This is a genomic window from Janthinobacterium sp. BHSEK, from assembly GCF_056174685.1.
The window spans coordinates 20927-46882 of record NZ_JBWBYV010000033.1 but is presented as its reverse complement, the minus strand read 5'-3'; the positions used below and the strand labels follow the sequence as shown (position 1 = coordinate 46882).

Genomic DNA, 25956 nt, shown 5'->3' with positions numbered 1-25956 from the left:
CCTAGTTGAGGTCGAAGCCGGCGGCAGGCTGGGGCGCGGCCGCTTGCGGCGGCATGGGCGCTGCCGGCGCTGCGGGGGCGGGAGCAGGAGTGGGCGCGCTGCCTTCCATTTTTCCCTGCATGAACATGTCGCCGCGCGTCGGCTGGATGTAGCCGTCGGTGGGCAGCTTGTAGTCGGGCGGCAGCGGCTTGACCAGGTGCGGCGTGATGATGAAGACCAGTTCCGAGCGGTCCGTCTGGAAGTCCGTGCTGCGGAACAGGGCGCCCAGCACGGGCACTTCGCCCAGGCCTGGCAGGGCCTTGATATTGCTGGTCACGTTGTTCTTGATCAGGCCGCCGATGGCGAAGCTCTGGCCGTCGAACAGCTGCACCGTGGTGGTGGCGCGCCGCGTCGTGAACGAGGGCAGGATGGCCGTGGCCGAGATGCCGGTGGCGGTGATGCCGATGCCGTCCTTGTTCAGGTCCGACACCTCCGGCGCCACCTTCAGGTTGATGCGCCCCCCATCGAGCACGGTGGGCGTGAATTTCACGGCCACGCCGAACTCCTTCTCTTCCAGCGTGATGGTGGGCACGCCGTTATTGTTGCTCTGGCTGACGGGGATGAAGATCTTGCCGCCGGCCAGGAAGCTGGCCTCCTGGCCGCTGATGGCCATGATGTTCGGTTCGGCCAGCACCTTGATCAGGCCATCGCGTTTTTGCGCGTCGAGGTTGAAGAAGTTGTTCTTGCTGGCCCCGCTCAAGCCGCTGGGATTGTTGCTGAGCAGGCTGGACAGCAGCGAATACGACCAGCTGCCGATGGTCTTGTTGATGCCCAGGCTGGCGCCCAGCTGATCGACCAGCACCTTCGACACTTCGGCCACCTTCACTTCCAGCATCACCTGCTGCGGCGCGGCGATCGACAGCAGGTTGATCACGCGCGGTGCGGCCGCATCGGGTGTGGCGGCGGGAGCGGCAGCGCCCGCGCCCGCGCCCGCGGCTGGCGCGGCGCCGGAGGCGGCGTTGCCGCTGCGGGCGCTGCGCTGCACATAGGCGTTCGCCAGCGACAGCGCCTGGTCGGCCTTGACGACATCGCTGACCATGCCCGACAGGATCAGGGTGTCGCCCGCCACCGTGACGTTGATCTTCTCGTTAGGCAGCAGTTCGGCCATGCGTGCCTGCAGGCTGCTGCTGTCGATGCCGACGGCCAGGTCGATGATGGTGGCGTCATTGCTCTTGTTCCACAGGATCAGGTTGGTGGTGCCGACGGAGCGCCCCAGCAGATAGACCTCGGTCGGATTGAGCAGGATGACGTCGGCGATGCGCGGGTCGCCGACGGACATGCGGCTGGCGGCGAACGGCAGGCGCATCAGGGTCGACTTGCCCTCGGCCAGGCTCATTTGCGGCGCCATCTCGGTGCGGCCGGCGCGCGATTCGCTTTGCGGCGGCGTGGCCCTGGGCCGGACGGCGGCGCGGCTGCTTTTGGCGGCCCCGGTGTCGGCGCCAGCGGCGGTGGCGGCAGCGGCGACGGGTTCGCCGCGTGCCTGGGGCGCCAGGGCGCCGATCATGGCGAGGGCAAGCGCCAGGCTGAGTACCCGGCTTCCGCTTGCTGTGCAATATGTGCTCATGGCGTGACTCCTCTGGTGCAGGTTAGAATTGTTGGGAGCTGCGTTCCAGCCCCTTGATGACATCGACGCGCGGACCGGCCTGTGGTGCCGGCGCGGCGGCGGGACGGCGGCGTGGCAGCGGCTTGGCTTGCACTATGGCGGCGGGGGCGGCCATGGCGACCTTTTCATCGAGCAAGCTGGACTTGGTGGCGCCTTCCGTGTTGACGGGCTTGTCCTCGATCTGGTTGCGCAGCACCAGCGAGAGGGTGCCCACGCTGCGCGCCAGGTCGAGTTTTTCCGCTTGTTCCGGCGTCAGCTCCAGGGTCACCGCGTTGACCACCTTGGGCTTGGTGTCGTCGCGGTTCGATTCCTGGGCGATGGCGAGCACGAGGATGCGTTCGAGCACGATCTTGGAAATATTCGGATCGCGGTCCGGCGTCTTGCGGGCCCCTTCGCCCTGGGTGTTGACGAGGATGTCGACGAAGTTGCCGGGCAGGGCGAAGCCGGCCACGCCCACCACGTCGTTGACGCGCACGGTCATGGCGCGCTTGCCCTCGGCGACGACGGCCGACAGGCCGCCTTGCGTGCCGGGAGGCGCCAGCTTGCCTTCCATGATCGGTTCGCCGTGCTGGATGCTGGTGCGCGTGACGCGCGTTTCCAGCAGTTTCGGATCGTTGATGGCGCCCGGCGGCAGCGCGTTCGATGGCCAGTCCACCATGCGGACCATGTCGGGCGTGAGACGCGCCCCCAGGCTGATGTCGACCTGGGCCACGGCCACCTTGTTGATGTTGCCCGAGGCTTGGGCATTGATCCAGCGCGCGGCCACGATGACCGCGGCGAACGCCAGGATGACCGCAATGGCCATCATCGTCAGAGCGCGTGCGTTTCTCATTTTGCTTCCCCTTTGTGCTGGACCGCTGCCGGTCCGTTATGTGTGCTTGCAAGGTCGTCATCGCTGCCGAAATAGTTTTGCCATGCCCAGAACAGCACTTCCGGGGACAGCTGCGCCGCGTGGTCTTCATAGCGCGCCTGGTCGCAGACCTGCGCCAGGATGTCGCGCGGATAGCAGGCCAGCAAGGGCCGCTTGTAGAGGCTATGCAGGTGCAGCAGGTAGGTATAGGAGGCTTCGTCGAAATTGATGCCCAGCTGGGCGCAGGTGCTGCGGAACACGGCCAGGTAGTGGTAGGCGCTCAAGGGACCCACATGGATCTTGTAGCCGATGCGGCGCAGGAAGGAATCGTCGGCCAGCTGCTGCGGCGCCAGGTTCGACGAGAACACGACGATGACGTCGAAGGGCACGGGGAATTTGTAGCCCGTGTGCAGCGACAGGTAATCGATGTGGCGCGCCATCGGCACGATCCAGCGGTTCATCAGTTCCACGGGCGAGCAGCGCTGGCGGCCCAGGTCGTCGATGATGAAGATGCCGTTGTTGGCCTTCAGGTGCGGCGGCGCCTGGTACAGGCGGGTGCCCTGGTCGAATTGCAGGTCCAGCATGTCGAGCGTCAGCTCGCCGCCCGTCAGCACGGCGGGGCGTTCGGCGCGCACCCAGCGCGGGTCGGATGGCACGAGGCCTTTGCTTGACAGGGTGTGCAGCATGGGGTCGAGGAAGGGCAGCACTTCGCCGTCGACCATCACGGCATGGGGCAGGGCGATGGCGCCGCTGAGCAGGCCGTTCAGGCGCTCGGCCAGGTAGCTCTTGCCGCTGCCGGCGGGGCCGTGGAAGAACAGGGCGCGCCCGGAATTCATGGCCGCGCCCAGCTGGTCGAGCACGGCCGAACTGGCCACCACGTCGCGGAATTCGCGCTGCACGTCGTCGCGGGTGACGTGCATGTCGGCCACGCTTTGCGCCAGCACCTGGTTGCTGTAGTCGGCCAGGGTGACGGGGGCGGGACCGCTGTAGGCGTTGCGGCGCATGTACTCGGCGGCGCGCAGGCGGCCCTGGTCGCCCAGCATGTAATACAGGTCGGCGTCGGTGCCGCTGCCGCCGTTGCGGCGCGCTTCGCACAGTTTTTCGGCGCGCATGAAGGTGAGCAGCGGTTCGAGCACGCCGGCGCCCAGTTTCACGTGCGTCGACAGGGCGGGCAGGCCGATCTGGCCGCGCAGGAAGAGGATCTTGACCAGCAGTTCGACCAGGAACAGGAAGGGCAATCCCGTTTCCTCGACCGTGCGTGGCGCGCGCTTGGCCGCCGGTTCGACGCCGCCGCCGTCGCTGCGTTCTGGATAGGTGTCAGGCATGATAGGTACTCCTCGCTCGGGTGGCTGGGTATCAGAAGATGAAGGGCAGCAGGCGGTACTTCACCTGGCGCATGTAGACGCGATAGCGCACGTCGGCGGACAGGAAGCGTTCTTCGCGCAGCAAACGCGCCACCATCATGGTTATCGTCGCGACATAGGTGACGGTGTTGGCGGCCGAGGTATTGGCCAGCAGGTAGCCGCTCAGGGAAATCAGGTAGCTGGCGTACAGCGGATGGCGTATCACGCGGTAGACGCCGCCCGTCTTGATCTCGCGCTGCGCCGCCACCAGGCCGAAGCTGCGGTTCAGCGACAGCAGGCCGGCGATCTGCAGCAGGCTGCCGACGGCCAGCAGGTAGCGGGCGCCGGGCCAGATGGCCATGTCGGCGGGGGACAGGAGGAAGGGCGCGAAGGTGGCGCCGATGGCCAGCAGCCAGTCGCCCGCATCGGTGGAGACGCTGACGGGGGCCGAACGCACGATGAAGAACAGGGCGGCCAGGGTTTCGGCGGCGCAGAACAGCAGATAGCTCCAGTCGCCGCTGTGCAGGAATCCCACCACGTGGGCGCTGGCGAAGAACGCCCACAGGCCGGCCATGGTGATGCTGGTAAACAGGCTGGCGCCGCGGGAGTGGCAGAGGGTGGCGAGGGTGTCCATGGTCGTGTCCTTGGGTGGCGGGCAGGCGGCGCGTTTCAGCGCAGACTCCACAGGTGGGTGTAATGCAGGAACACCTGCAAGCCGGTGCCGCTGGCGATGGCGAAGGCGTAGGCCAGCTTGCCGGTGGCCGGCGGCGGCTCGGCGATCGTGGCGGCGCCGCCGGCAAGGCTGTGCAGCAGCGCGCCCAGCATCATGTGGTACGTGTTTTTCAGCACCTGGCGCAGGCGCTGGCCGGCCAGCGCGGCGGCCAGGGCCAGTACGCCGCCGCACAGGAAGGTCAGCAGGGCCGCTTCGAGCACGGCGTCGGGACCGAGGAAGGCGCCGCACATGGCCATCAGCTTGACGTCGCCGGCGCCCAGGGCGCGCAGCAGGTACATGGGCAGCAGCAGGGCCAGTCCGGCGGCGGCGCCGGCCAGGGCTTGCAGCAGTCCCAGGCCGCCGAAGGAGGCGTCGAACAGGCCGCTACCTGGCGGCACGAAGCTGTTCAGGATCAAGCCCGCCAGCGTGCCCCACAGCACCAGCCGGTTCGGGATGCGGCGCGTGCGCAGGTCGTGCCACAGGGCGCTAGCGAGCAGGGTGGCCAGCACGGCCAGGCACAGCAGCATGGGCAGGTGGGCGTTCATGACGTCAGTCCTTCCTTGCCCATGCAGGGCGCCGTGGCCACGTGCATGGCCGGCGCCGCGGCCTGGCTGCCCAGCAGCCGTCCCACCAGGCGCCATACCAGCGCCGCGCCGGCCGCGCCCACATAGCCGTCGAGCGCATAGTGCCAGCCCAGGTGGATGGAGCCGAGCAGGATCAGCACGGCGAAGGCGGACAGGGCGATCCCTGCGGCGCGGCTGACCTTCCAGCCCATGATGGCCATCAGCACGGCCGTGGCCACATGCATGCTGGGCATGGCGGAGATACCCAGTTCGCCGTTCGCGCCCTTGCTTTGATAGCCTTGCCACAGCATGTCCTGCACCTGCAGGGCCCAGACGGGGACGTGCTGGTTGGCGTCATGCAGGTAGGCCATCAGCGGCGCATACGGATCGTTGGCGTGCAGGTGGCCGTAGTAGCAGGGGCCGACCGAGGCAAACAGCACGGCCAGGATGCTGCCGAGGACGATCCAGGTCAGCGCAAAGCTGAGCAGGAACTGCATGCGCAGCAGCGGGCGGCGCGTGTCGAGGATCAGCCAGTACAGGATGGCGTAGAACAGGAAGAACCAGAAGTGGTAGCTAAAGTTGAGCAAGCCCGTGACGAGCGGATGGCCCAGCAGCGGTTGCAGCCTTTCCCAAGGGGCCATGCCGCCATGCAGCGCGACGTCCCAGGCGGACAGGGTGGCATCCCAGGTGTAGGGATGCAGGCGCGGGATGGCGCCCTTGAAGACGGTGAAGCTGGAGGCGAAGACGGGGATCAGCAGCATGGCCGGCAGCGCGTGCAGCAGGCGCTCGTTGTTCAGGTAGCGGCGCAGATCGTGGTACAGATAGTGGCACAGGCGGTGCGGGCGTTTCATCACCATGACGTGGATGGTGTAGCCGCACAGGATGAAGACGGGACCCGTGAGGATGGCCACGAGGAAGCCGGCCAGCACGTTGAGGATCTCCGATGCGCTGGGCAGGCCGCCGGCCAGCAAGGTCGCGGCGGCGGCGTACAGCAGCACGATCAGCAGCAGGGCGCGGTGGGTGCGCAGCGAGGCGCGCAGGGCGTTCATGACAGAGCCAGGACCACTTGGTCCTTGACGTAGACAAACAGCAGCTTGACCTGGTCGCCCAGCACGGTGATCGTGACCACCAGCACTGCCGCGATCAGGCCCGCCAGCAACGCGTATTCGATCGCTGTGACGGCGGACTCGTCGGATAAACGGCTGAAGAGAGATTTCACGATGGGCCTCGCTAGGCGGTATCAAGGTGGGCGTGCCGGGAATATGGGGAAGCGTAGTCCGGGCTGGCGCTGGGCCGGCCCGGACCGCACCGCATCAGCCATTGGCGGTGGTGAGTTTGGTGCCGATGGTGCTGAAGGTTTTTTTCAGCTGCGTGCCGACGATGGTGATGGCGGCGATGATCACCACGGCGATCAGGGCGGCGATCAGGCCATATTCGATTGCGGTGACGCCATCTTCTTCGCGGATAAAGTTTTTGATGAGGTTCATGACAACTCCTGGTGGTGGTTAAGGTACAACGGTGGATAAAACGACATGACAACTGTGCTGCTGCTGTGCGCTGGCGTCATGGGCTTTCGCCCAGTGCCAGCAATCCGATGATGCAGACTACCGCCATGAGGGCCGCCACCAGGGCATAGCGGTAGAACGCAGCCTTCTCCTTGCCCTGTAGATAGGTGATCAGGGCAGTCGGAAGAAACTTGTCAAGGCGCATGCTGTGCTCCGTGTCGTGGTGGGCCGCTGCGGTAATCTGCACTCCGGTAACACCACTATAGAATTTGCCAGCTTGATCTACATCAGAAGAACATCCTTTTATTGCAAGGAGGAACTGCTTGTTTTTTTCGTGACAATTGTCATGGTCGAGTCTGGCGCGCAGGCGCAGGCGCAGGGGCGCAGGCCGCGCCGCTGGCTGGCAAGGGGGCGAGGAGGGAAGGCGCGGCCGTGCGGCGGCCGTGCAGGAGGACAGTGGCGTCAGGCGCCGGGCGGCAATTGGCCCAGCTGGTGCTTGGTGGCGTAGGCGTACAGTTCCAGGCGGTTGTACACGCCCAGCTTGCGGTAGATCGACGTCAGGTGATTGCGCAAGGTGTGTTCGGAAATGAACAGCTGGTCCGCCAGCAGCTTGGCCGGCGTGCCGCTGCCGTGCACCAGCGCGGCGATGATCTTTCTTTCCTTGAGGGTCAGGCTGGCGATGGCGATGGCTTGCGCCGAGCCGCCGCCGGGCTGGGTCAGTTGCGTCAGCATGCGTCCCAGCATCGCGTGTTCCAGCCACAGCTCGCCCTGGTACACTTTTTCGATGGCCTTCAGGACCATTTCCGCGGGCGCATCCTTGCTGACGATGCCGCGCGCGCCTTTCAGTACCGTCTGGTCCAGGATGGCCTGGTCGTGGCTGGCCGTCAGCACCAGCACGCGCGTGCCGCCGCACTGCGCCAGCGCGGGCAGGATGGCCAGCGAGCTGATGCCGCCCAGGTCCAGGTCCAGCACGATCACATCCGGTTGCAGCGCCTTCGCCTGCTCCAGCGCCTCGGCGCTGTCGGAGGCCGTGGCGACCACGCGCATGCCCGAGTGCTCGCCGCCGATCAGCCGCTCCAGGCCCCACAGCATGGTCTTGTGATCGTCCACCAGCATGACGCTGATGACATGGCTGGCCGGTGGCACGTGGCGTAAGTCGTTCATATGGGGATCTCGATCTGTACGGAGGTGTTGCCCAGCATGCCATGCGTGACGCGGGCCGTGCCGCCCAGGGCGGCGGCGCGCTCGGCCAGCGAGTCGGGCAGGAAATCGGGGACGTGCGCGGCGGCGCATTCGTTGTCGATGCTGATGTGCAGCGCACCCTGCACGCAGGTCAGCTTGACGGCGCCGTGGCGCGCCGACGTATGCTTGCGGATATTGCTCATGCCTTCGTTGACGATCTGGAACACCTCGGCCGCCAGGCGGTCGTTGATGTGCAGGTCGCCTTCGATATGCAGGGCGATGTCGATGCCATAGAATTCGCGGATCTGCGTGGCCTGGCGGCGCAGCGCGACCAGCAGTTCCGGCTCGCTTTGCACCTGGCCGTTCTTGAACGTGCGCGCGTAGCTGCGCAGGTCGGCGATCACCTGGCCCGACATGATGATCAGTTTTTCCAGTTCGGGCAGCAGCGGGTTGCCCGGCGAGGCTTCGTTGCGCAGGGCGGCCAGGCCGTGGCGCAAGCCGATGTACGGCTGCACGGCCGTGTCGTGCAGGTCGCGCGCGATCTTTTCGCGCTCGCGCGAGGCCGCCTGCGACGCCAGGCGGTCGAGCAGGTCGATGTTTTCAATGACGGGAAACGCCTGCGCGCCGATATGGCTGAGAAACAGGGCATCCGTCTTGCTCATGCTGGTGGCGGACACGATAAAGATGCGGCCTTTGCCATTGCGCAGGGGCAGCGGCGCGCTGATGAAGGCGTGCGCTTCGAGCAGCTCGGCCAGGCGGGCGCCCGCCGCGTCGTCGTGCCGCAGCCAGCGCCCGCTGTCGGGATCGAGCATGCGCGCGCCGCCCGTCCACGGCAGCCAGCGGCCGGCGGGCTGGTTGTACAGGGCGATTTTATCGTGCGGGAAAGCGAGCAGGGGGCTGGCCGCGTCGTCGCTGAGCAGCGAACTGGTATGCACGACGGTCGTGCCCGTTTGAATCACGCTGCGCAGCGACCAGACCCGCGTGCCCTTGTCCTGCATGATCAGCAGGCAACTGCGGCCGTTGAAATAACTGCGGGTTTTTTCCAGCACCGAGGTGATGGTCTGGTCGACGCCGAAGCGCGGATTGGACAACTGGCTGACATCGCGCAGCAGCGCCAGGTGGCTGCGCTGGGTGATGGCCGAGCCGCCCCAATAGGCGATCATGTAGCCGAGCGCCAGCAGGAAGGTGGTGCGCAGCAGCAGGCGCGACAGTTCCGCCCCCGTTTCGCCGAACAGGGCGGTGGCGGCGAACAGGCCGGCCGAGGCCAGGGTCACGCGCGCGCCTTCCTCGAAGCCCCGCTGGAACGACGAGGTCAGGATGGCAAAGAAAAAAAACAGGAAGAATAAATTATTGTGGCTGCTGGTGGAAAACACGATCAGCGCATACCAGGCCACGTCGAGCCAGTACAGCAAGATGTCCTGGGGCAGGCTGAAGCCCAGCACGGCCAGCACGTAGAGCAGCAGGCTGTGCATGGTGTAGGCGGAAAAGATCAGCCAGGTGATCTTGCTCAGCTTGCCGGCGCTTTCGGGATCGATGAACAGGGTCAGCAAGGTGGCGCTCGACAGCAGCAGGCGCATGCCGTTGACCATGGTCGTATCCATGCCGGCACCCGGCAAGCCGGATCTGAGGGGAGGATCGAGATTCACAAGCGCTCCTGGCCATGTGCCGCATGGGGGCGCCATGCGCAGGGATAGATACCACAGATAAATTCTTGTTATTGTTGCTGCAATCAATAACGAGTCTACCCACCTGCCGTAAAGATGTCTACTGGAATCCTTTGCCCTGCGTTGCTTTTTTTATAGCGGCTGCACCATCACGCGGTTGCGCCCGGCGCCCTTGGCCAGGTACAGGGCGCGGTCGGCGGCGCCGATCAGGGCGGAGATGGTCGGCTGCTGCTGCGGGTGCTGGGTGGCGATGCCGATGCTGACCGTGATGTGCTTGGCGTCATTGACCGTCTTGGCATGCGGAATGCGCAGCCCGGCCACGTGCTCGCGGATCGACTCGGCCATGCGCAGCGCCTGCGCCGCGTCCGTGTCGGGCAGGATGGCGGCAAATTCCTCGCCGCCATAGCGCGCCAGCAGGTCGGTGGGACGCTGCAGCATGGCAGCCAGTTCGGCCGCCACGCGGATCAGGCAGCCGTCACCCTGCTGGTGGCCGTAATGGTCGTTGTAATCCTTGAAATGGTCGATGTCGATCATCAGCAGCGACAGGGGGCTGCTCGTGCGCATGGCGCGCCGCGTTTCCTTTTCGATCGCCACGTCGAAGTGGCGGCGGTTGGCGATGCCCGTCAAGCCGTCGGAAAAAGTTTGCGAACGCAACACCATGGTTTGTTCGCGCAGCAGCTTTTCGCGGCCTACGGCGATGGTGACGTCATTGATCTGGATCAGGCAGTGGCGCGGCGAACCGGGCAAATTGATCGGCGTGACGGCGATCGCCTGCTGCATGCGCTCCTCGCCGTCGTTGCCGCCTGCGGCCGCGCCATGCGTGTACAGGGCAAACGGCGCCTTGTGCAGGGTTTGCGACAGCAGCGACTGGAAATTGTCGCGCAGGGCCTGGGTGATGGCCGAATCGATGCGTTTGTGGCGCAGTTCCGGAAAGACGGCGAAGAAATCCTGGCCCAGCACGGCGTCGGCCTGGCGGGCCGAGTGGCGCGCCATCCATTGGTTCCACAGCACGATGCGGTGCTGCTCGTCGAGCACGATGGCGCCCAGGTTCACGGCACCGAGTATGCTCTCGAGCAGGGCGAGTCGGTGTAAGGCATCCGGCATGATCGTCACGCCTGTCCCAGGACCTTGGCCAGATAGTGGCTGACCTGCTGTTTCAGGTCGTGCAAGGCGGACAGGTCGAGCACGAACGCCACATAGCCGTGGATCTGGTGCTTGGACAGCACGAAGTCGATATGCAGCATCAGCACGACGGCGTCGTCATCCTGGCCGCCGAACGAGGACAGGATTTCCGCGCTGGTGCCCACGTGGTACAGGGGCAGCGAGCCATGCAGTTCGCTGTCGAACAGGTTGGCCAAAGTCCCCACGCAGGAATTGAGGATGATGTTGCCGATCTCGCTCATCGCCTCCTGTTCCATCTCCGTCAGTTCCTGCAGCGGCATGGCGTCGCCCACCATCAGGCGCACGATTTCCAGGCTCTTGTCTTCCGGGAACATCAGGATGGCTTCCGTGGCGAAAGCGCCATCGTAATGCTGGCTGACGCCGCAGATGCGTTCGCCATCCTTCTTGCTACCGAGCAAGGCGGCCGCGTCGGCACGGTTCAGGAACGTGATCGACGGCACCGACATGGTGACTTCTTCATTGACGATCTCGCTCATCGCGGCCGCCGCATGGCCCACCCCGATGTTGAATATCTCCACGAGGGCATCGTTTTCCAGTTCGGAGAGATTGACCATGCTCACAGTCCCAGTGACTCGATCAGCTGGTGGATGCGGGTTTCCGTGATCGGTTTTTCCATGAAACCGACTTGCATTTCGCTGGCACGGTTGCGGATGGCGTTTTGCACGTTCGCCGTGACGAGAACGATGTGCGTTTGCGGGCACAGCACGCGCAATTGTTCCGCCGCCGCCACGCCGCCCATGCCGGGCATATTGACATCCAGTAATATCAGCACAGGGCTGACTGTCTTGACTTTTTCCAGGGCTTCCTCACCCGTCGCCGCCTCAATCACTTGCCAGTCGGCATGTTTGCTGAGGATGAACTGATGCGACATCAAACGTGAAACCCGGCTGTCATCGACAACAAGTACCTGTTTACTGTGATTCATTGGCTATTCCTGAAACGTCATATCGGTCAATCGTGCCATTTTCGCATATTTTAGAGGGCATAGAGAGTAATTGGCTGGGGAGTTGCCCTGGGGCAAAGCTTTTTCGGCTGCCTGTTGTATTCCATCGCATGGCCCGTCATCATGGCCGGCTGGCCGGGCTGGCAATCCGTTAAAATAGCGGGATTCCTCACTTTAGCCCTTTTTTGCCATGACCCAAGACGAATTGAAGCAAGCCGTAGCCCGCGCCGCCATAGCCTATGTGGTGGACGGTGAAATCATCGGTGTCGGCACCGGTTCCACCGCCAACTTTTTCATCGATGAACTGGCCAAGATCAAGGACCGCATCAAGGGGACGGTCGCGTCGTCCGAAGCGACGGCAGCGCGTCTGGCAGGCCATGGGATTCCCGTCTTCGACCTGAACGACGTCGAGGCGATCGCCGTCTACATCGACGGCGCCGACGAGATCACGGCCAGCGGCGCCATGATCAAGGGCGGCGGCGCGGCATTGACGCGCGAGAAGATTGTTGCTTCCGTAGCGAAACAGTTCGTCTGCATCGCCGACGGCTCCAAGCTGGTGGAAACCCTGGGCGCCTTCCCGCTGCCGGTGGAAGTGGTGCCGATGGCGCGCGCCGCCGTCTCGCGCCAGCTGGCCGCGCTGGGCGGCACGCCCCGCTTGCGCCTGAAGGCCGGCAGCACGGAAGCATTCATCACGGATAATGGCGGCGAGATCATCGACGTGCTGGGCTTGCAGATTGCCGACCCGGTGGCGCTGGAGCAGCAGATCAATCAGATCGTCGGCGTCATCGCCGTCGGCCTGTTCGCCGTGCGCGGCGCGAATGTCTGCCTGCTGGGCATGCCGGAAGGCGTGCGTACGCTGGCCTACTAAGACGATAGCCGGCGTTCGCCGGCGTTTGCATCTGACCTACACGGCGGCCCCTTGCGGGCCGCTTGTCATGTGCGCCTGGCGGTACACGGCCACGGTGCGCAGCAAGCCGCCGAGGAAGATGCCGCTGAAGCAGCCATAGGCGAGGCAGACGGGCAGCATGAAGCCGCTCGCATGGGCATAGGCCGGTGCGATGGCCAGGGTCACGGCCACCGCATATTTCAGGCAGAAAATACTCATCATCAGGATCAACGGCACCCAGCTGCCGGGACGCTGCACGCTGCTCCGCGCGGGAATGGCCACGATGGCGTCTGTCTTGGTCAACGACCATGCCAGCGCCGCGCCGGCCAGTGCGCCGGCGCCCCAGGCGAACGGCGCTACGCCGGCCAAACCGAAGCTGCCATGCACGCCGCTCAAGGACAGGGTCAGCATGACCAGGGGAATGATGCACAGCTTGCGCAAGCTCACTTCGCGCGCGCGGCTGGCCAGCACGCCCCGGTAGACGAGCAAGCCCAGGATGGCCCAGACGTAGAGGGGAGTGTGGCTGAAGATGTGCTGCAACATGGTGTCCGCCTTTGGAGTGAGGTTGTCGATGGACGTACTGTGCCAGCGGGCGGCAGGGGCGGCGAGCGGGGTGCGACGAAACGGGAAAGGTCAGCCGTGAAACAGCGTCAGGCGGCGTGAAACGGGGAGGGATGAAACAGCCCGCGGCGCAGCGGCCACGGGCGGGAATGCTGAAAAACTTATTCCGTTGGCGGCACGTAGCCCATGGCGGCATCGGCGCCATCGCCGAAGAAATGCTTTTCCATCTGCGTGGCCAGGTATTTGCGGGCGCGCGCGTCGGCCAGGTTCAAACGGTTTTCATTGACCAGCATGGTCTGGTGCTTGAGCCAGGCGGCCCACGCTTCTTTCGACACCGATTCGTAAATCTTCTTGCCCAGTTCGCCCGGGTACGGCGGGAAGTCCAGTCCTTCGGCTTCCTTGTTGAGTTTGATGCAGTGGATCGTGCGGGCCATCTGTGCTCCTGAATCAGTGTAGAGATAAAGCGTGATTATAAGGCACTTTGCGCCTGCCCTCGCGGGGCCGTCGCGACCGGGCCACGCGCCGTTTGCCGGGCGCTTGCGCTGGATCAAATTTGATCTGCGCCGCCCTAGCTAGTAAGATGCCTTATCGCGCCAGCCGCTGGCGGGCCTCGTCCAAGCAAGTAGTAACAATTAACCAATATGGAATCCCTATGACCTCAGTGAAAGTCCATGGCATCGACGTCAGCAATACAGGCAGCTTTGCGCTGTTTGGCGGCATCAATGTGCTCGAATCGCGCGATCTCGCCATGCGCGCCTGCGAAGAATATGTGCGCGTGACGCAAAAACTGGGCATTCCCTATGTGTTCAAGGCCAGTTTCGACAAGGCCAACCGTTCCTCGATCCATTCCTATCGCGGCCCTGGCCTGGAAGAAGGCATGCGCATCTTCCAGGACGTCAAGGCGGCGTTCGGCGTGCCCGTGATTACCGACGTGCATGAGCCATGGCAGGCGCAGCAGGTGGCCGAAGTGGTGGACGTGCTGCAATTGCCCGCCTTCCTGGCGCGCCAGACGGACCTCGTCGTGGCCCTGGCGAAAACGGGTAAAGTGATCAACATCAAGAAGCCGCAATTCCTCAGCCCTGGCCAGATGGCCAATATCGTCGAGAAATTCAAGGAAGCGGGCAACGACCAGCTGATCCTGTGCGACCGCGGCACTTGCCTCGGCTATGACAACCTGGTGGTCGACATGCTGGGTTTTGGCGTCATGAAAAAGACCTGCGACGACTTGCCCATCATCTTCGACGTCACGCACGCCCTGCAGCAGCGCGATCCCGGCGGCGCCGCTTCGGGCGGCCGCCGCCAGCAAGTGGCGGACCTGGCCCGCGCCGGTTTGGCCGTCGGCATCGCCGGCCTGTTCCTGGAAGCCCATCCTGATCCCGACAACGCCCGCTGCGACGGCCCCAGCGCCTTGCCGCTGGACCAGCTGGAACCGTTCCTGGCGCAATTGAAGGCGCTCGACGACCTGGTGAAATCGTTTGCCCCGCTGAACATCAAGTAAGGATGTTTCAGTAAAGAAAAAGCCCGGCATGCCGGGCTTTTTCACGTGTTACAGGGTTTTAATTAAGACTTGCGATTTGCGTTGCCAGTTATACATATGCTGGCGGTCCTTCGGCAGATCGTCGACGGTGGCCGGCACGAAACCGCGTTTCTTGAACCAGTGCGAGGTGCGCGTGGTCAGCACGAACAGTTTGTTCAGGCCGGCGGCGCGCGCGCGGTTTTCCATGTGTTTCAGGATGCGTTCGCCGTCGCCCTGGGCTTGCACTTCCGGGTTCACCGTCAGGCATGCCATTTCCGCCATCTTTTGCGCGGGGAACGGGTACAGGGCGGCGCAGCCGAAGATGACGCCGTCATGCTCGATGACGGAGAAGTAATCGATTTCGCGTTCGATCAGCTCGCGGCCCCGCTTCACCAAAGTGCCGTCCGCTTCCAGCGGTTCGATCAGTTTGATGATGCCGCCCACGTCTTCGATGGTGGCCTGGCGCAGGCTTTCCAGGTTTTCATGGCTGATCATGGTGCCCACGCCATCATGGGTAAACAATTCCAGCAGGGCCGAACCGTCCATCGAGAAGGGCACGATGTGCGAGCGCTCGACGCCGTTGTGACATGCCTTGACGCAATGTTTCAGGTAGAACGCCGTGGCGTCGGGCAGGAAACCGGCCATCAGCACGGCTTCGGCCTGGTGCGACGACAGTTCGCGGATTTCCACGCCCGTGGCGTCTTCCATCATCGGCGTCTCGGTAATAAAGATCAGCTTGTCCGCGTGCAGGGCGATGGCGGCGCTGCACGCCACGTCTTCCATGGTGAGATTAAACGCTTCGCCGGTGGGCGAGAAGCCCAGCGGCGAGAGCAGCACCAGGCCGTCCGAACCGAGGATGGAGTGGATGGTTTCGGCGTCGACCTTGCGCGTGATGCCCGTCAGTTCCAGGTCCACGCCGTCGATCACGCCCAGCGGGCGCGCCGTGATGAAGTTGCCGGAAATGATACGGATGGCCGCATGCGACATGGGCGTGTTCGGCAAGCCCTGGCTGAACGCGGCCTCGATATCGAGGCGCAGTTCGCCGGCCGCTTCCTTTGCGCATTCCAGCGCGGCGATGTCGGTGATGCGCACGCCGTTGTGGAAGCGGCCTTCGACATTACGCAAGGCCAGTTGTTCCGCCACCTGCGGCCGCGAGCCGTAGACGACGGTGACATTGATGTCCAGCGCATGCAGCAGGGACAAATCATGGGCCAGCACCTGCAGCGCCCCGGCGCTGACGAGTTCACCGGGGAAGGCGACCACGAAGGTCTTGCCGCGAAAGGCGTGGATGTAGGGCGCGACGGAGCGCAGCCATTGGACGAATTGGGTAGGGTTTTCCATTAAGCGCATTATAATTCGCTGCGCGATGTGCGCGCTTAAAATACCTGTAAAAAACAATGTCTTCAGCCAGCAATAAGTCTTCCCCTCCTTCCACCGTTGCAAATGTGCCCGCCAGCGGGGGTGTTGCCACGCCTGCCGCCGCTCCCGCGCAGGGCCGATCACGCCCGCCCGTGAGCCAGCAAAGGCCGCAAGCGCCGCGCACGGAGCAGCAGAAAGAGCAACAGCGACAGCAACAGCAGCAGCGCGCGCCGCGCGAGGGGCAGGAAAGCCGCGACGCGGCCCGCGCCGCGCGCGAGGCGGAAAAGGCTTTCCGCAATCCGCTGCCACCGATTACGTATCCGGAAGACTTGCCCGTCTCGGGCCGGCGCGAAGAAATCGCCAAGGCCCTGATGGAAAACCAGGTCATCATCGTCTCGGGCGAGACGGGTTCCGGCAAGACGACGCAGTTGCCGAAGATTTGCCTGGAACTGGGACGGGGACAGAAGGGCATGATCGGCCACACGCAGCCGCGCCGGATCGCCGCCTCGTCGACGGCCAAGCGCATCGCGCAGGAGCTGGGCACGCCACTGGGCGAAACCGTGGGTTTCAAGGTGCGCTTTACCGACACCCTGAGCCGTGGCGCGTCCGTCAAGCTGATGACGGACGGTATCTTGCTGGCCGAGACGCAGACCGATCCGTTGTTGAAAAACTACGACACCATCATCATCGATGAAGCGCACGAACGCAGCCTGAACATCGATTTCCTGCTCGGCTATCTGAAACAGCTGCTGCCGCGCCGGCCCGACCTGAAGATCATCATCACTTCGGCCACCATCGATGCCGAGCGCTTCTCGCGCCATTTCGGCACGCCGGAAAAACCGGCGCCCGTGATCGAAGTATCGGGCCGTCTGTACCAGGTGGAAGTGCGCTACCGTCCCGTGGAACGCGAGCAGGTGGCCATGCCGGGTGCCGCCAATACTGACAAGCCGGGCCAGCGCACGGCCGCCGCGCGCGAAAAGCGCGACTTGATGGATGCCGTCGTCGATGGCGTGGAAGAGCTGTGCCGCATCGGCTCGGGCGACGTGCTGGTGTTCTTGCCGGGCGAGCGCGAAATCCGCGACTGCGCCGAGGCGCTGCGCAAGCACCATCCGCCGCACGTGGAGATCTTGCCCCTGTTCGCCCGCCTGTCGGCCGAAGAGCAGGAACGCGTCTTCAAGACCAGCAATGCGCGCCGCATCGTGCTGGCCACCAACGTGGCGGAAACCTCGCTGACGGTGCCCGGCATCCGCTACGTGGTCGATGCTGGCCTGGCGCGCGTGAAACGTTACAGTTACCGGAACAAGGTGGAGCAGCTGCAGGTCGAGCCGATCGCCCAGTCGGCCGCCAACCAGCGCGCCGGCCGTTGCGGCCGCGTCGCCGACGGCGTCTGCATCCGCCTGTACGAAGAGCAGGATTATCTGCTGCGGCCCAAGTTCACGGAGCCGGAAATCCTGCGCTCCTCGCTGGCCGCCGTCATCCTGCGCATGAAGTCCCTGCACCTGACGGACGTGGAAACCTTCCCCTTCATCGAGCCGCCGCTGGCGCGCGCCATCGCCGACGGCTACCAGCTGCTGCAGGAACTCGGCGCCGTCGATGAAGTCAATAAACTGACGCCGTTGGGCAACAAGCTGGCCAAGCTGCCGCTGGACCCGCGCGTGGGCCGCATGATCCTGGCCGCGCTCGATAACGCCTGTCTGACGGAAGTACTGATCGTCGCCTCCGCGTTGTCCGTGCAGGACCCGCGCGACCGCCCGATGGAGCACCAGCAGGCGGCCGACGAAGCGCACAAGAAGTTTGCCGATGAAAAGTCGGAATTTTTCAGCTACCTGAAGATCTGGCGCTGGTTCGAGTCCGCCATCGAGCACAAGAAAACCAACCGCCAGCTGCAGGACAATTGCCGCACGAATTTCCTGTCGCAGATGCGCTTGCGCGAATGGCGCGACGTGCACTCGCAGCTGCTGACCATCGTCAAGGAACAGGGCTGGCGCCTGAACGAAGCGCCCGCCACCTACGACAACTTGCACATGGCCTTGCTGACCGGTTTGCTGGGCAATATCGGCTTCAAGGGCGAGGACGAGCCGGGCGCCGGCTATCTGGGCGCACGCGGCATCAAGTTCCATATCTGGCCCGGCTCCTCGCTGCTGAAAAAGCCGGGCAAGTGGATCATGGCGGCCGAGCTGGTCGACACGACGCGGCTGTACGCGCGCTGCGTGGCGCAGATCCAGCCCGAGTGGCTGGAAAAAGTGGGCGAGCACCTGCTGAAGAAATCGTGGGGCGAGCCGCGCTGGGAAAAACGTTCGGCGCAGGTGACGGCGTCGGAACGGGCGACCTTGTACGGCCTGGTGGTGTACAGCCAGCGCCGCATCAACTACGGCAATTTCAACTTGCCGGAAGCGCGAGAGATCTTCATCCGCGATGCCCTCGTCGGGGGCGACTTCGACACGCGCGCGCCGTTCTTTGCGCACAACCACAAACTGATCAAGGATATCGAAAACCTCGAGCACAAATCGCGCCGCCTGGACGTGCTGGTCGACGATGAATTGATCGCCGCCTTCTACGACAAGCTGCTGCCGGCGGACGTGTGCAATGGCGCCGGTTTCGAGAAATGGCACAAGGACGCCACGCGCGAAAACCCGAAGCTGCTGTATTTGAACCGCGAAGAGCTGATGCGCCACGAGGCGGCCGGCGTGACGACGGACCTGTTCCCGAAAACCATGTCCGTGACGGGCCTGGAAATGGGACTCACGTATCACTTCGAGCCAGGCAGCGTGCGCGATGGCGTGACCTTGAGCGTGCCCCTGTATGCCTTGAACCAGTTGCCGCGCGAGCGCTGCGAATGGCTGGTGCCGGGCATGCTGAAGGAAAAGGTGCATCTGCTGCTCAAATCCTTGCCGCAAAAGCTGCGCCGCCACTGCGTGCCGCTGCCCGATTATGCGGCGAAATTCTGCGAGCGCGTGCATGAGGCGGGCGTGTTCGGCCGGGGCGACCTGATCGATGCCATCATCCTCGATATCCGCACGCAGATCACGATCAACGTACTGACGACGGATTTCAAGCCGGAAACCCTGCCGGCCCATCACTTCATGAATTTCAAGGTGATCGACGAGCATGGCCGCCAGCTCGACATGGGCCGCAACCTGGCCACCCTGCAGGCGGAATTCGGCGGCCAGGCGCGCCAGAGTTTCCAGAAGCTGGCCGAAGTGTCGGGCGTTTCCGGCACGGGCACGCCCGGTGCCAAGGTGGCGGGCGCGCAAGTGGCGTCGCGGCTGCAGGCACAGGCCACAGTTGCGGCAGGCAAGGGGGCGGCTACTGCCGCTGCGGCCGCGCCGGCGTCAGGCAATGCCACCGTCTCGCAGCACATGGGCTTGACGGCCTGGACCTTCGGCGAATTGCCGGAACTGCTCGAAATCGTGCAGGGCAAGCTGACCCTGATCGGCTTCCCCGCCCTCGTCGACAAGGGCACGCATTGCGACCTGGAAGTGTTTGACGACCCGACTGTGGCCGCCCGCACGCACAAGATCGGTTTGCGCCGTTTATTTGCGCTGCAAATGAAGGAGCAGATCAAGTACGTCGAGAAAAGCATTCCCGGCTTGCAGCAGATGGGCATGCAATTCATGGCCCTGGGATCGCAGGAAGAGTTGCGCGAGCAAATCATCAACAAGGCGCTCGACATCGCGTGTTTGCAGGATCCGCTGCCGCTGGATGCCGCCTCGTTCGCCAAGCGCCAGGCCGAAGGCAAGTCGCGCCTGGTCTTGCTGGTCAATGAAATCGCCCGTTTGCTGTCGCAAGTGCTGACGGAATTCCACGGCTTGCCCAAGCGGCTGCAAAACATTCCCGCAGCGGCGGCCACCGATATCCAGTCGCAGCTGCAGGGACTCGTGCATAAACGCTTCCTGACGGAAAACGAGTACACGCAACTGGCGCATTTTCCCCGCTATCTGAAGGCGATCAATGTGCGCCTGGAAAAACTGCGCGCCGACCCCGCGCGCGACACCAAGTTGATGGCCGAATGGCAATCGGCCGCCGCGCCGTATCTGCGCCAGGCCAAGGACCGCCAGGCCGGCAAGAACACGGACCCGAAGCTGGTCGATTTCCGCTGGATGCTGGAAGAACTGCGCGTGTCCCTGTTTGCGCAGGAACTGCGCACGCCGATGCCGGTGTCTGCCAAACGCTTGCAGAAGGTATGGGAATCGATGCAGCGGTAGGTCGGATTAGCGCGTCCGCAGGGCGTGCGTAATCCGACGTCATCGTTGGGCGGGCGATGGGGCGGTGGATGGTGCGCTGCTGTTAACGGTGTCGCTGGTGGTGTCGGATTACGCGGCTGCGCCGCTAATCCGACCTACCCGACCTACCCGACCAGTGCGACCAGTGCGACCTGTCCGGTCTGCCCGACTTACGTTCTATCTTTATTGAGATCATCATCGCTGAGCGATGAGCGCGAGCCGCTCTGGCTGCTGGTGCCGGCGCGGCTGCCGCTCATGGAGCTGCCGGACAGGCTGCCTTCGCTGCCCGATTGCAGGCTGGCGCCGCCGCGCAGGTCGCTGCCCGATGGCATGCGGCTGCCGGCCATGGCGCCGCTGCTGTAGCGCATGCCGCTGCCATAGAACGCTTCCATCTGCTGGTTCCAGGCATCGCTGCCCATGTCGGGCCAGTTGTTCTTGTCGAAGCCGGGAGCGTTTTTCAGCAGGTCTTTGTCCACGTTGAGCAGGAAGCGCTTGTTGACGGTGTCCAGGGTCAGGCGTTCCCAGGGCACGGCAAACAATTTGTCGCCCATGCCCAGGATGCCGCCGAAGGACAGCACGGCATACGCGATCTGGCCCGTGCGCATGTCGAGCATGATTTCCTTGATGTCGCCCAGCTCCTCGTCGTTGTGATTGTAGACTTCGTCCCCGATCAGGGTATCGGCCCCCATCAGGGCTGGCCCGGGGCCGTCGTGGTTGCGGTACATGCCCAGGATGTCGCGGTCCAGGTAGCTCATGGTGTTCTCTCCTCTGGTGAAATGCTGATCGAACATCCAGATTAAGCATACGCACCTGTTCGCGGTTGATCTGCCTCAATGGTGTCTGGGGCACTTTTATGCGTGTGCAAACGTACGGTGTGGTCGGCCAATTGCGGTACTCTATGCATTCTACGGAGGAGGCCGCACATGCTGACGATGCAACGATGCAGAGGGATGAACTTGCGGTACGCTCCACCACGACATGCGCGCCGCGCGCCATGGTAAAGCCCGCCGCCAAATGGCTGCGCGGGCTATTGCGCGCCGGTAAGGCGCAGCAGCGCACGGCGACCAAACTGGCCAAGGTGCTGTTCGGGCCCGTGCCGGCCAAGCCCACGCCTAAACCTAAATCTAAACCCCGCGGCAAGCCCGTGGTCAAGACCAGGCCGACGCCGCGCGTCAGGCCCGCCGGCGACGCCGTGCCCTCGCTGGCGCCGTTTGCCACGCCCCTGTCGCCGCCGCGCGTGCGCAAGCGAACGGCGCCCCCGCCGGGCAAGTGGCTGGCCGCCCACTATGCGCCCTTGCCGGAGCTGGGGCAGTTGCCGGGCCGGCGCCTGCCTTATTTTTTGTACCTGCCCGAGAAAGCGCCGAGCGCCGCCATGCGCAGCCGGGGCCGGCCGCTGCTGGTGATGCTGCACGGCTGTGAGCAGAGCGCCACGCAGTTTGCCGACGGCACGCGCATGAACCGCCTGGCCGAGCGCAAGGGCTATGCCGTGCTGTATCCGCAGCAATCGCTGCGTTCGCATGCGCGCCGCTGCTGGAAGTGGTACGACAAGCTGACGCAGGAGGGCGGCGGCGACGTGCGCCTGATCGTCGGCGCCATCGAGCAGGTGGCGGCCCGCTATGCGATCGACCGCGCGCGCATCTATATCTGCGGCATTTCCGCCGGCGCCGGCATGGCGCATATCGTGGCGCTGAACCATCCCCATCTGTTCGCCGCGCTGGGCCTGCATTCCGGGCCCGTGTTTGGCGCCGGGCATAACCTGATCGGCGCGCTGGGCGTGATGCAGCATGGCGCCGCCGCCCGCGCCGATGCGGCCATCGATGAAGTGCTGGCGCGCCAGCCCGCGTTCCCCCGCCTGCCCACCATCCTGCTGCAAGGCCTGGCCGACAAGGTGGTGCGGCCCATTAACCAGACGCAGCTGGTGCGCCAGAGCGTGCGCGTGAACCGCATGCCCTTGGACACCGTGGTGACGGCGCAGCGCCTGCCGGGCGGTGCGGCGGGCGGGCGCAATCCGGCCCATGCGTACGCGCTGCACGATTATCAGGTGGGCAAGGAGGTGCTGCTGCGCGTGGCGCAGGTCGAGCACCTCGAGCATGCGTGGAGCGGCGGCGACGCCAGCCTGCCGTTCAACGACAAGGCCAAGCCCGACGCCAGCAAGATGCTGCTCGATTTCTTCGCCAGCCACCGCCGCCGGTAAGCGGCCGCGCCGCGCGCCCACTGGTACGCATCGATCTTCCCTTCCGGGCATGCCCGCGCCAGCGCGCCGGCATGCTGGCCGCGCCCTTTTCAGGGCAGGCGCTACATGCCGTAATGCCACGGAGTTATTGTAAGTGGTATTGCTGCGGTATTTAAAAAACACAAAAATCGGCGTTAAAAATACGAACTGGTATACAATTGGTACACGTTTTCAGTGTGAAACCGTGTCCACCGTCCCATGCCCCGACGGCGGGCACGCACTGACGGCAGCCACCCATGTTACGGAACGCGCCATGTCCATCAAGTCCAAGCAGTTGCTGTGGTTTTTTGCGTTTTTTCTCGTCTTTGAACTGAATATTTATCTGTCCAATGACATGATCATGCCGGCGATGCTGGGCATCGTCGAGGAGTTCCAGGCGGAGAAAAAGTTCGTCCCCCTGTCCCTGAGCCTGTATCTGCTGGGCGGCAGTTCCCTGCAGATTTTCCTGGGGCCATTGGCCGACTGCATCGGCAAGCGCAAGCTGGTGCTCACGGGTAATGCCTTGTTCCTGCTGGCCACCTTGGCGGTGCCATTGACCGCCTCGATCGAGCAATTTCTCGCCGCGCGCTTCATCCAGGGCATGGGCTGCTGCTTCATCTTTGTCGGCTATGCCATGATCCATGAACTGTTCGACGACATGGCGGCCGTCAAGCTCAGCAGCATTCTGTCGAGCACCACCATCCTCGCGCCCCTGGCCGGCCCCATCCTCGGCAGCGCCATCATCAGCCGGCTGGACTGGCGCTACGTGTTTTTCCTCTCGGGCCTGCTGGCGCTGCTGTCCCTGCTGGGCCTGTTCAAGACCATGCCGCGCACGGCGCCGGCGGTCACGCGCCTGGACCTTGCCGCCATCGTGCGCAGCTATGCCGCCATTTTCAGCAACGGGCGCTTCATGTTCGGCATGTTCACGGCCGGGCTGGCCACCGTGCCCCTGACGGCCTGGATCGGCTTCTCGCCCATCTTCGTGCTGCAGGAAATGGGCGCCTCCTACGCCACCTATATCGCGCTGCAATGCGTGATTCTGTCGGGTTTTGTCCTCAGCAGCATCGCCATCCAGCGCCTGCGCCAGGATTTCCCCCTCGTCCATCTGCTGCGCATGGGCGGGCTGATCGCAGCTGCCGGCATGCTGGGCGCCGGCGCGGGCCGCCATCACGTCGATGTGTTTGCGGCCTGCATGTTTGTCTATTCCATCGGCTTCGGCCTGTTCAACGGCGCCCTGATCCGCAGCGCGATCACGGCCAGCAAGGAGTCGATGACATTGACGACGGCCGCCATGAGCTTGCTGTACTGCATTTATCTGTCCGCCTGGCTGCAGCTGTACAACGTGCTGTGCCAGCGTTTCGGCTATGCGCTGGAAACGTATGCGTTGCTGAATATCCCCGTCATCGTGGTCATCGCCGCCTGCCTGCTGTTGTTTACGCGGGGCATGGCGGAGCGCCGGGAAAGCGAGGTGCGGCTGGCCCGGCACTGATGGCGCAACGATGCGCGTGTTGTCGACCTTGTTTTACCCCCTGCGAAGTTTATTGACACTCTCCTGCGGAAAATGGTGCGCCCATGAAAATAGATGACCTGGCCTCAAAACACGATCAAGCAAAGATTTTCAACCTGGAATACGAGTTCCGCATCAACCGGCTGAAGCTCGATTACATCACCTTGGCCGATGTGCGGCCCCCTGGCATTGATCTGGAACAACTGGCCGCGGAACACCAGGCGGGCATCGCCGCCCTGCGCAGCTTCGTCGGTCTGAACTTTAACCATTTCAATGCGGCAAGCTGTTCCTCGCTCAGCTGCATCCCCACGCGCGCCCTCGGCGACGACGAGCGCTACCTGCACCGCATCTGGATGGGCGGGCCGCTGCCGGCCATCGCTGCCGAAGCGATCGGGCAGTGGGGCGCGGCGCTCGACGAGGTGCGGCACAATGGCGGCGCGCCGTATGTCTCCATCCTGTGGGTGTGGGATGCGCAGCAGCTGCGCAATGACGAACGCTTCAGCCCCACGGGCGGCGCCGGGCGCTACACGATAGGCCGCTACGCCATCGGCGGCACGACCCTGCACATCAACTCGCTGCGCGCGCTGGCGCTGGACTTCGCGCCCGCGCGCTTCGACATCCTCGACACCCTGCATACGCAGCGCTACTTCGCCACCCTGTCCGATTATTTCCGCATTCTCATCATGTGCGAATACGGCGGCATGTACATGGACGTCGATACGATTCCGCATAATCCGGCGACGATTTTCCTGATGAAGCCGGAAGTGCCCGATTATTTCCAGCGCGGGGAAGGCGAGGGCGAAGCGCGCCGGCATGTCAGCTGGATGAATCTGTTTCTCGATGAAACGGGCATGCTGATCGCCAAGAAGAACGACGCCGCGCTGCGCGTGATCCAGCGCAATGTGAACCTCGCCTATGCGGGTATCGCTGCGCAGGTTCCCCGTTCCTGCCCGCAATTCGAGGCGCAGCTGTTCAGCCAGTTCTATGCCGAATGGAAGAAAAACCTGGGCGTGACCGTGCTCAGCCATGCCGAGTTCTACCAGCGCTATTGCGTGCTGTACGACGGCGTGCGCGAAGCGGTGGCGGGCGGCATCCGCGGCATGCGCTTGCTGGACGATATCATTACCGACATGCACATCCCCTTGAGCGACGAGGAACGGCGCGCGTATGCGCGCTGCGTGGCGCGGCTGGCCGACATCGACTGGCAGCTCGACGATCCTTTGCGCCTGCCCGACATCGTCGACGTGTTCGACATCGAGGAAGTGCCGCGCATGGCGTATGCGGCCCAGCTGCGGGCCGACATCGATCACTTCCACTATTACTCGGTGTTGTCGGACGACCCGCAGCTGGACCGCGTGAATGCCGTCTTTTGCCGCTACCTGCTGGCCCACCGTTCGCAGCATATTGCTGCCGGCAACTTCTGGCGCCCCACCGTGGGCCGCCACGGCAGCCGCATGCCGGCCGTCAGCGATGCCGCCCCGCCTGGCGACGAGGCGCAGGCGGGCCTGCTGTCGCATGCGCCGCTCAAGCTGGTGGCGGGCGAACTGCTGGGCGAAGAGGCGAAGAACCGCATGGCCAAATTGCTGTTTGCCACCAGTTACCTGGAGTATTGCTCGTTCGGCAATAAACTCAATCTGCAGTTCGTCGAATTGCAGCGGCGGCAGAACATCGACCCGTATCTGGCGCACATCCACGGCCTGCATGACGAGGACGACCGCTTCATCGGCTTTTTCACGGCCGCGACGATGGCCGAATTCCAGGCCTGCGGTGCCGTGTCATATTACCGCGATGACATGAAGGCGCTCGACGATGCGTATGACGCCTTCGTGCTGGCGCATGCGCGCGCCGACGACTGTTTCGTCAGCAGCCTGGCCATCGACGAGAAATACCGGGGCCAGGGCTTGTTCCGGCAAATGTTCCATGAAATCCGCGACCTGGCCGGCCGCAAGGGCTGCGCGCGCATCACCCTGACGGTGTGGGAAAAGAGCGAAGCGCTGCAAGTGTATCTGCACAAGGGCTTTCGCAGCGTGGGCACGTTCGACTACGCCTACAGCCTGTTCTATGACCGGCTGCACTTTCTCGTGTATGAAGGAAACTGAGGAGGGC

General features: G+C 64.0%; 24 protein-coding genes. 6 read left to right on the top strand and 18 right to left on the bottom strand.

Features of this window, described 5'->3' with window-relative positions; translation table 11 throughout:
* Position 1: 1 nt before the first annotated feature.
* The 14 genes from AC0V2Y_RS13530 to AC0V2Y_RS13465 all read right to left on the bottom strand — a co-directional run bounded on the left by AC0V2Y_RS13530 (position 2) and on the right by AC0V2Y_RS13465 (position 11568).
* Positions 2-1603: a type II and III secretion system protein family protein gene (locus AC0V2Y_RS13530; RefSeq protein WP_475416836.1), complete on the bottom strand. Its 1602-nt coding sequence runs from the start codon at positions 1601-1603 to the stop codon at positions 2-4.
* A gap of 22 nt (positions 1604-1625) precedes the next feature.
* The gene (gene cpaB, locus AC0V2Y_RS13525; protein WP_475416835.1) at positions 1626-2474 is read right to left on the bottom strand and encodes a Flp pilus assembly protein CpaB; all 849 of its coding nucleotides are present in this window, start codon (positions 2472-2474) and stop codon (positions 1626-1628) included.
* On the bottom strand, positions 2471-3817 hold the full coding sequence (locus tag AC0V2Y_RS13520; RefSeq protein WP_475416834.1) for an ATP-binding protein: 1347 nt from the start codon (positions 3815-3817) through the stop codon (positions 2471-2473). Before AC0V2Y_RS13520 ends, cpaB begins: the two co-directional genes overlap by 4 nt.
* Positions 3818-3848: 31 nt before the next feature.
* Positions 3849-4469, bottom strand: coding sequence for a methyltransferase family protein (locus AC0V2Y_RS13515; RefSeq protein WP_475416833.1), 621 nt, complete (start codon positions 4467-4469; stop codon positions 3849-3851).
* Between the two features lie 35 nt (positions 4470-4504).
* On the bottom strand, positions 4505-5092 hold the full coding sequence (locus tag AC0V2Y_RS13510) for an A24 family peptidase (protein ID WP_475416832.1): 588 nt from the start codon (positions 5090-5092) through the stop codon (positions 4505-4507).
* The gene (locus AC0V2Y_RS13505) at positions 5089-6159 is read right to left on the bottom strand and encodes a phosphatase PAP2 family protein (protein WP_475416831.1); all 1071 of its coding nucleotides are present in this window, start codon (positions 6157-6159) and stop codon (positions 5089-5091) included. Before AC0V2Y_RS13505 ends, AC0V2Y_RS13510 begins: the two co-directional genes overlap by 4 nt.
* Entirely contained in the window at positions 6156-6329 is a 174-nt protein-coding gene (locus AC0V2Y_RS13500; protein WP_071654391.1) for a Flp family type IVb pilin, read from the bottom strand. The genes AC0V2Y_RS13505 and AC0V2Y_RS13500 overlap by 4 nt, the downstream gene beginning before the upstream one ends.
* A gap of 94 nt (positions 6330-6423) precedes the next feature.
* Complete coding sequence (locus AC0V2Y_RS13495) at positions 6424-6597, bottom strand: Flp family type IVb pilin (RefSeq protein WP_071322445.1); 174 nt, start codon at positions 6595-6597, stop codon at positions 6424-6426.
* Between the two features lie 76 nt (positions 6598-6673).
* Entirely contained in the window at positions 6674-6820 is a 147-nt protein-coding gene (locus AC0V2Y_RS13490) for a hypothetical protein (RefSeq protein ID WP_157814672.1), read from the bottom strand.
* A 257-nt stretch (positions 6821-7077) separates the two neighbouring features.
* The gene (locus tag AC0V2Y_RS13485; protein ID WP_475416830.1) at positions 7078-7779 is read right to left on the bottom strand and encodes a response regulator; all 702 of its coding nucleotides are present in this window, start codon (positions 7777-7779) and stop codon (positions 7078-7080) included.
* Complete coding sequence (locus AC0V2Y_RS13480; RefSeq protein WP_475416829.1) at positions 7776-9443, bottom strand: sensor histidine kinase; 1668 nt, start codon at positions 9441-9443, stop codon at positions 7776-7778. The genes AC0V2Y_RS13485 and AC0V2Y_RS13480 overlap by 4 nt, the downstream gene beginning before the upstream one ends.
* 150 nt (positions 9444-9593) lie before the next feature.
* The gene (locus AC0V2Y_RS13475; protein WP_475416828.1) at positions 9594-10565 is read right to left on the bottom strand and encodes a GGDEF domain-containing protein; all 972 of its coding nucleotides are present in this window, start codon (positions 10563-10565) and stop codon (positions 9594-9596) included.
* A gap of 5 nt (positions 10566-10570) precedes the next feature.
* Positions 10571-11197 carry a chemotaxis protein CheC gene (locus AC0V2Y_RS13470; RefSeq protein ID WP_475416827.1) on the bottom strand — a complete coding sequence of 209 codons (627 nt, stop codon included), beginning with the start codon at positions 11195-11197 and terminating at the stop codon, positions 10571-10573.
* A gap of 2 nt (positions 11198-11199) precedes the next feature.
* Entirely contained in the window at positions 11200-11568 is a 369-nt protein-coding gene (locus AC0V2Y_RS13465) for a response regulator (RefSeq protein WP_475416826.1), read from the bottom strand.
* A 208-nt stretch (positions 11569-11776) separates the two neighbouring features.
* Here AC0V2Y_RS13465 and rpiA point away from each other — a divergent pair, with 208 nt between their 5' ends.
* Positions 11777-12454 carry a ribose-5-phosphate isomerase RpiA gene (gene rpiA / locus AC0V2Y_RS13460; protein ID WP_475416825.1) on the top strand — a complete coding sequence of 226 codons (678 nt, stop codon included), beginning with the start codon at positions 11777-11779 and terminating at the stop codon, positions 12452-12454.
* Positions 12455-12490: 36 nt separating this feature from the next.
* Here rpiA and AC0V2Y_RS13455 read toward each other — a convergent pair whose 3' ends face one another.
* Positions 12491-13015: a DUF6622 family protein gene (locus tag AC0V2Y_RS13455; RefSeq protein ID WP_475416824.1), complete on the bottom strand. Its 525-nt coding sequence runs from the start codon at positions 13013-13015 to the stop codon at positions 12491-12493.
* Positions 13016-13194: 179 nt separating this feature from the next.
* The gene (locus AC0V2Y_RS13450; protein ID WP_034750797.1) at positions 13195-13467 is read right to left on the bottom strand and encodes an oxidative damage protection protein; all 273 of its coding nucleotides are present in this window, start codon (positions 13465-13467) and stop codon (positions 13195-13197) included.
* A 218-nt stretch (positions 13468-13685) separates the two neighbouring features.
* Here AC0V2Y_RS13450 and kdsA point away from each other — a divergent pair, with 218 nt between their 5' ends.
* Positions 13686-14531, top strand: coding sequence for a 3-deoxy-8-phosphooctulonate synthase (gene kdsA / locus AC0V2Y_RS13445; protein WP_034750794.1), 846 nt, complete (start codon positions 13686-13688; stop codon positions 14529-14531).
* Between the two features lie 48 nt (positions 14532-14579).
* Here kdsA and argA read toward each other — a convergent pair whose 3' ends face one another.
* Positions 14580-15890, bottom strand: a complete 1311-nt coding sequence (argA, locus tag AC0V2Y_RS13440; RefSeq protein WP_046685875.1) for an amino-acid N-acetyltransferase — start codon at positions 15888-15890, stop codon at positions 14580-14582.
* A 56-nt stretch (positions 15891-15946) separates the two neighbouring features.
* Between argA and hrpA the strand changes: the two genes are divergently transcribed.
* Complete coding sequence (hrpA, locus tag AC0V2Y_RS13435) at positions 15947-20113, top strand: ATP-dependent RNA helicase HrpA (protein WP_475416823.1); 4167 nt, start codon at positions 15947-15949, stop codon at positions 20111-20113.
* A 188-nt stretch (positions 20114-20301) separates the two neighbouring features.
* Here the strand turns inward: hrpA and AC0V2Y_RS13430 are convergent, their stop codons facing one another.
* Positions 20302-20886 carry a PRC-barrel domain-containing protein gene (locus AC0V2Y_RS13430; RefSeq protein WP_475416822.1) on the bottom strand — a complete coding sequence of 195 codons (585 nt, stop codon included), beginning with the start codon at positions 20884-20886 and terminating at the stop codon, positions 20302-20304.
* A 239-nt stretch (positions 20887-21125) separates the two neighbouring features.
* Between AC0V2Y_RS13430 and AC0V2Y_RS13425 the strand changes: the two genes are divergently transcribed.
* From AC0V2Y_RS13425 to AC0V2Y_RS13415, 3 genes are all read left to right on the top strand, one after another.
* Positions 21126-22325 carry an extracellular catalytic domain type 1 short-chain-length polyhydroxyalkanoate depolymerase gene (locus tag AC0V2Y_RS13425; protein WP_475416821.1) on the top strand — a complete coding sequence of 400 codons (1200 nt, stop codon included), beginning with the start codon at positions 21126-21128 and terminating at the stop codon, positions 22323-22325.
* Positions 22326-22617: 292 nt separating this feature from the next.
* A complete protein-coding gene (locus AC0V2Y_RS13420; RefSeq protein ID WP_475416820.1) occupies positions 22618-23832 on the top strand; it encodes an MFS transporter in 1215 nt (404 codons plus the stop codon).
* 83 nt (positions 23833-23915) lie between these two features.
* Complete coding sequence (locus AC0V2Y_RS13415; protein WP_475416819.1) at positions 23916-25949, top strand: GNAT family N-acetyltransferase; 2034 nt, start codon at positions 23916-23918, stop codon at positions 25947-25949.
* Positions 25950-25956: the final 7 nt, after the last annotated feature.

What these genes read in the sequence shown, in the direction of transcription:
- AC0V2Y_RS13530 (WP_475416836.1), bottom strand. Translation starts at nt 1,603, where the DNA reads ATGAGCACATATTGCACAGCAAGCGGAAGCCGGGTACTCAGCCTGGCG.
- cpaB (WP_475416835.1), bottom strand. Translation starts at nt 2,474, where the DNA reads ATGAGAAACGCACGCGCTCTGACGATGATGGCCATTGCGGTCATCCTG.
- AC0V2Y_RS13520 (WP_475416834.1), bottom strand. Translation starts at nt 3,817, where the DNA reads ATGCCTGACACCTATCCAGAACGCAGCGACGGCGGCGGCGTCGAACCG.
- AC0V2Y_RS13515 (WP_475416833.1), bottom strand. Translation starts at nt 4,469, where the DNA reads ATGGACACCCTCGCCACCCTCTGCCACTCCCGCGGCGCCAGCCTGTTT.
- AC0V2Y_RS13510 (WP_475416832.1), bottom strand. Translation starts at nt 5,092, where the DNA reads ATGAACGCCCACCTGCCCATGCTGCTGTGCCTGGCCGTGCTGGCCACC.
- AC0V2Y_RS13505 (WP_475416831.1), bottom strand. Translation starts at nt 6,159, where the DNA reads ATGAACGCCCTGCGCGCCTCGCTGCGCACCCACCGCGCCCTGCTGCTG.
- AC0V2Y_RS13495 (WP_071322445.1), bottom strand. Translation starts at nt 6,597, where the DNA reads ATGAACCTCATCAAAAACTTTATCCGCGAAGAAGATGGCGTCACCGCA.
- AC0V2Y_RS13490 (WP_157814672.1), bottom strand. Translation starts at nt 6,820, where the DNA reads ATGCGCCTTGACAAGTTTCTTCCGACTGCCCTGATCACCTATCTACAG.
- AC0V2Y_RS13485 (WP_475416830.1), bottom strand. Translation starts at nt 7,779, where the DNA reads ATGAACGACTTACGCCACGTGCCACCGGCCAGCCATGTCATCAGCGTC.
- AC0V2Y_RS13475 (WP_475416828.1), bottom strand. Translation starts at nt 10,565, where the DNA reads ATGCCGGATGCCTTACACCGACTCGCCCTGCTCGAGAGCATACTCGGT.
- AC0V2Y_RS13470 (WP_475416827.1), bottom strand. Translation starts at nt 11,197, where the DNA reads ATGGTCAATCTCTCCGAACTGGAAAACGATGCCCTCGTGGAGATATTC.
- AC0V2Y_RS13465 (WP_475416826.1), bottom strand. Translation starts at nt 11,568, where the DNA reads ATGAATCACAGTAAACAGGTACTTGTTGTCGATGACAGCCGGGTTTCA.
- rpiA (WP_475416825.1), top strand. Translation starts at nt 11,777, where the DNA reads ATGACCCAAGACGAATTGAAGCAAGCCGTAGCCCGCGCCGCCATAGCC.
- AC0V2Y_RS13455 (WP_475416824.1), bottom strand. Translation starts at nt 13,015, where the DNA reads ATGTTGCAGCACATCTTCAGCCACACTCCCCTCTACGTCTGGGCCATC.
- AC0V2Y_RS13450 (WP_034750797.1), bottom strand. Translation starts at nt 13,467, where the DNA reads ATGGCCCGCACGATCCACTGCATCAAACTCAACAAGGAAGCCGAAGGA.
- kdsA (WP_034750794.1), top strand. Translation starts at nt 13,686, where the DNA reads ATGACCTCAGTGAAAGTCCATGGCATCGACGTCAGCAATACAGGCAGC.
- argA (WP_046685875.1), bottom strand. Translation starts at nt 15,890, where the DNA reads ATGGAAAACCCTACCCAATTCGTCCAATGGCTGCGCTCCGTCGCGCCC.
- hrpA (WP_475416823.1), top strand. Translation starts at nt 15,947, where the DNA reads ATGTCTTCAGCCAGCAATAAGTCTTCCCCTCCTTCCACCGTTGCAAAT.
- AC0V2Y_RS13430 (WP_475416822.1), bottom strand. Translation starts at nt 20,886, where the DNA reads ATGAGCTACCTGGACCGCGACATCCTGGGCATGTACCGCAACCACGAC.
- AC0V2Y_RS13425 (WP_475416821.1), top strand. Translation starts at nt 21,126, where the DNA reads ATGGTAAAGCCCGCCGCCAAATGGCTGCGCGGGCTATTGCGCGCCGGT.
- AC0V2Y_RS13420 (WP_475416820.1), top strand. Translation starts at nt 22,618, where the DNA reads ATGTCCATCAAGTCCAAGCAGTTGCTGTGGTTTTTTGCGTTTTTTCTC.
- AC0V2Y_RS13415 (WP_475416819.1), top strand. Translation starts at nt 23,916, where the DNA reads ATGAAAATAGATGACCTGGCCTCAAAACACGATCAAGCAAAGATTTTC.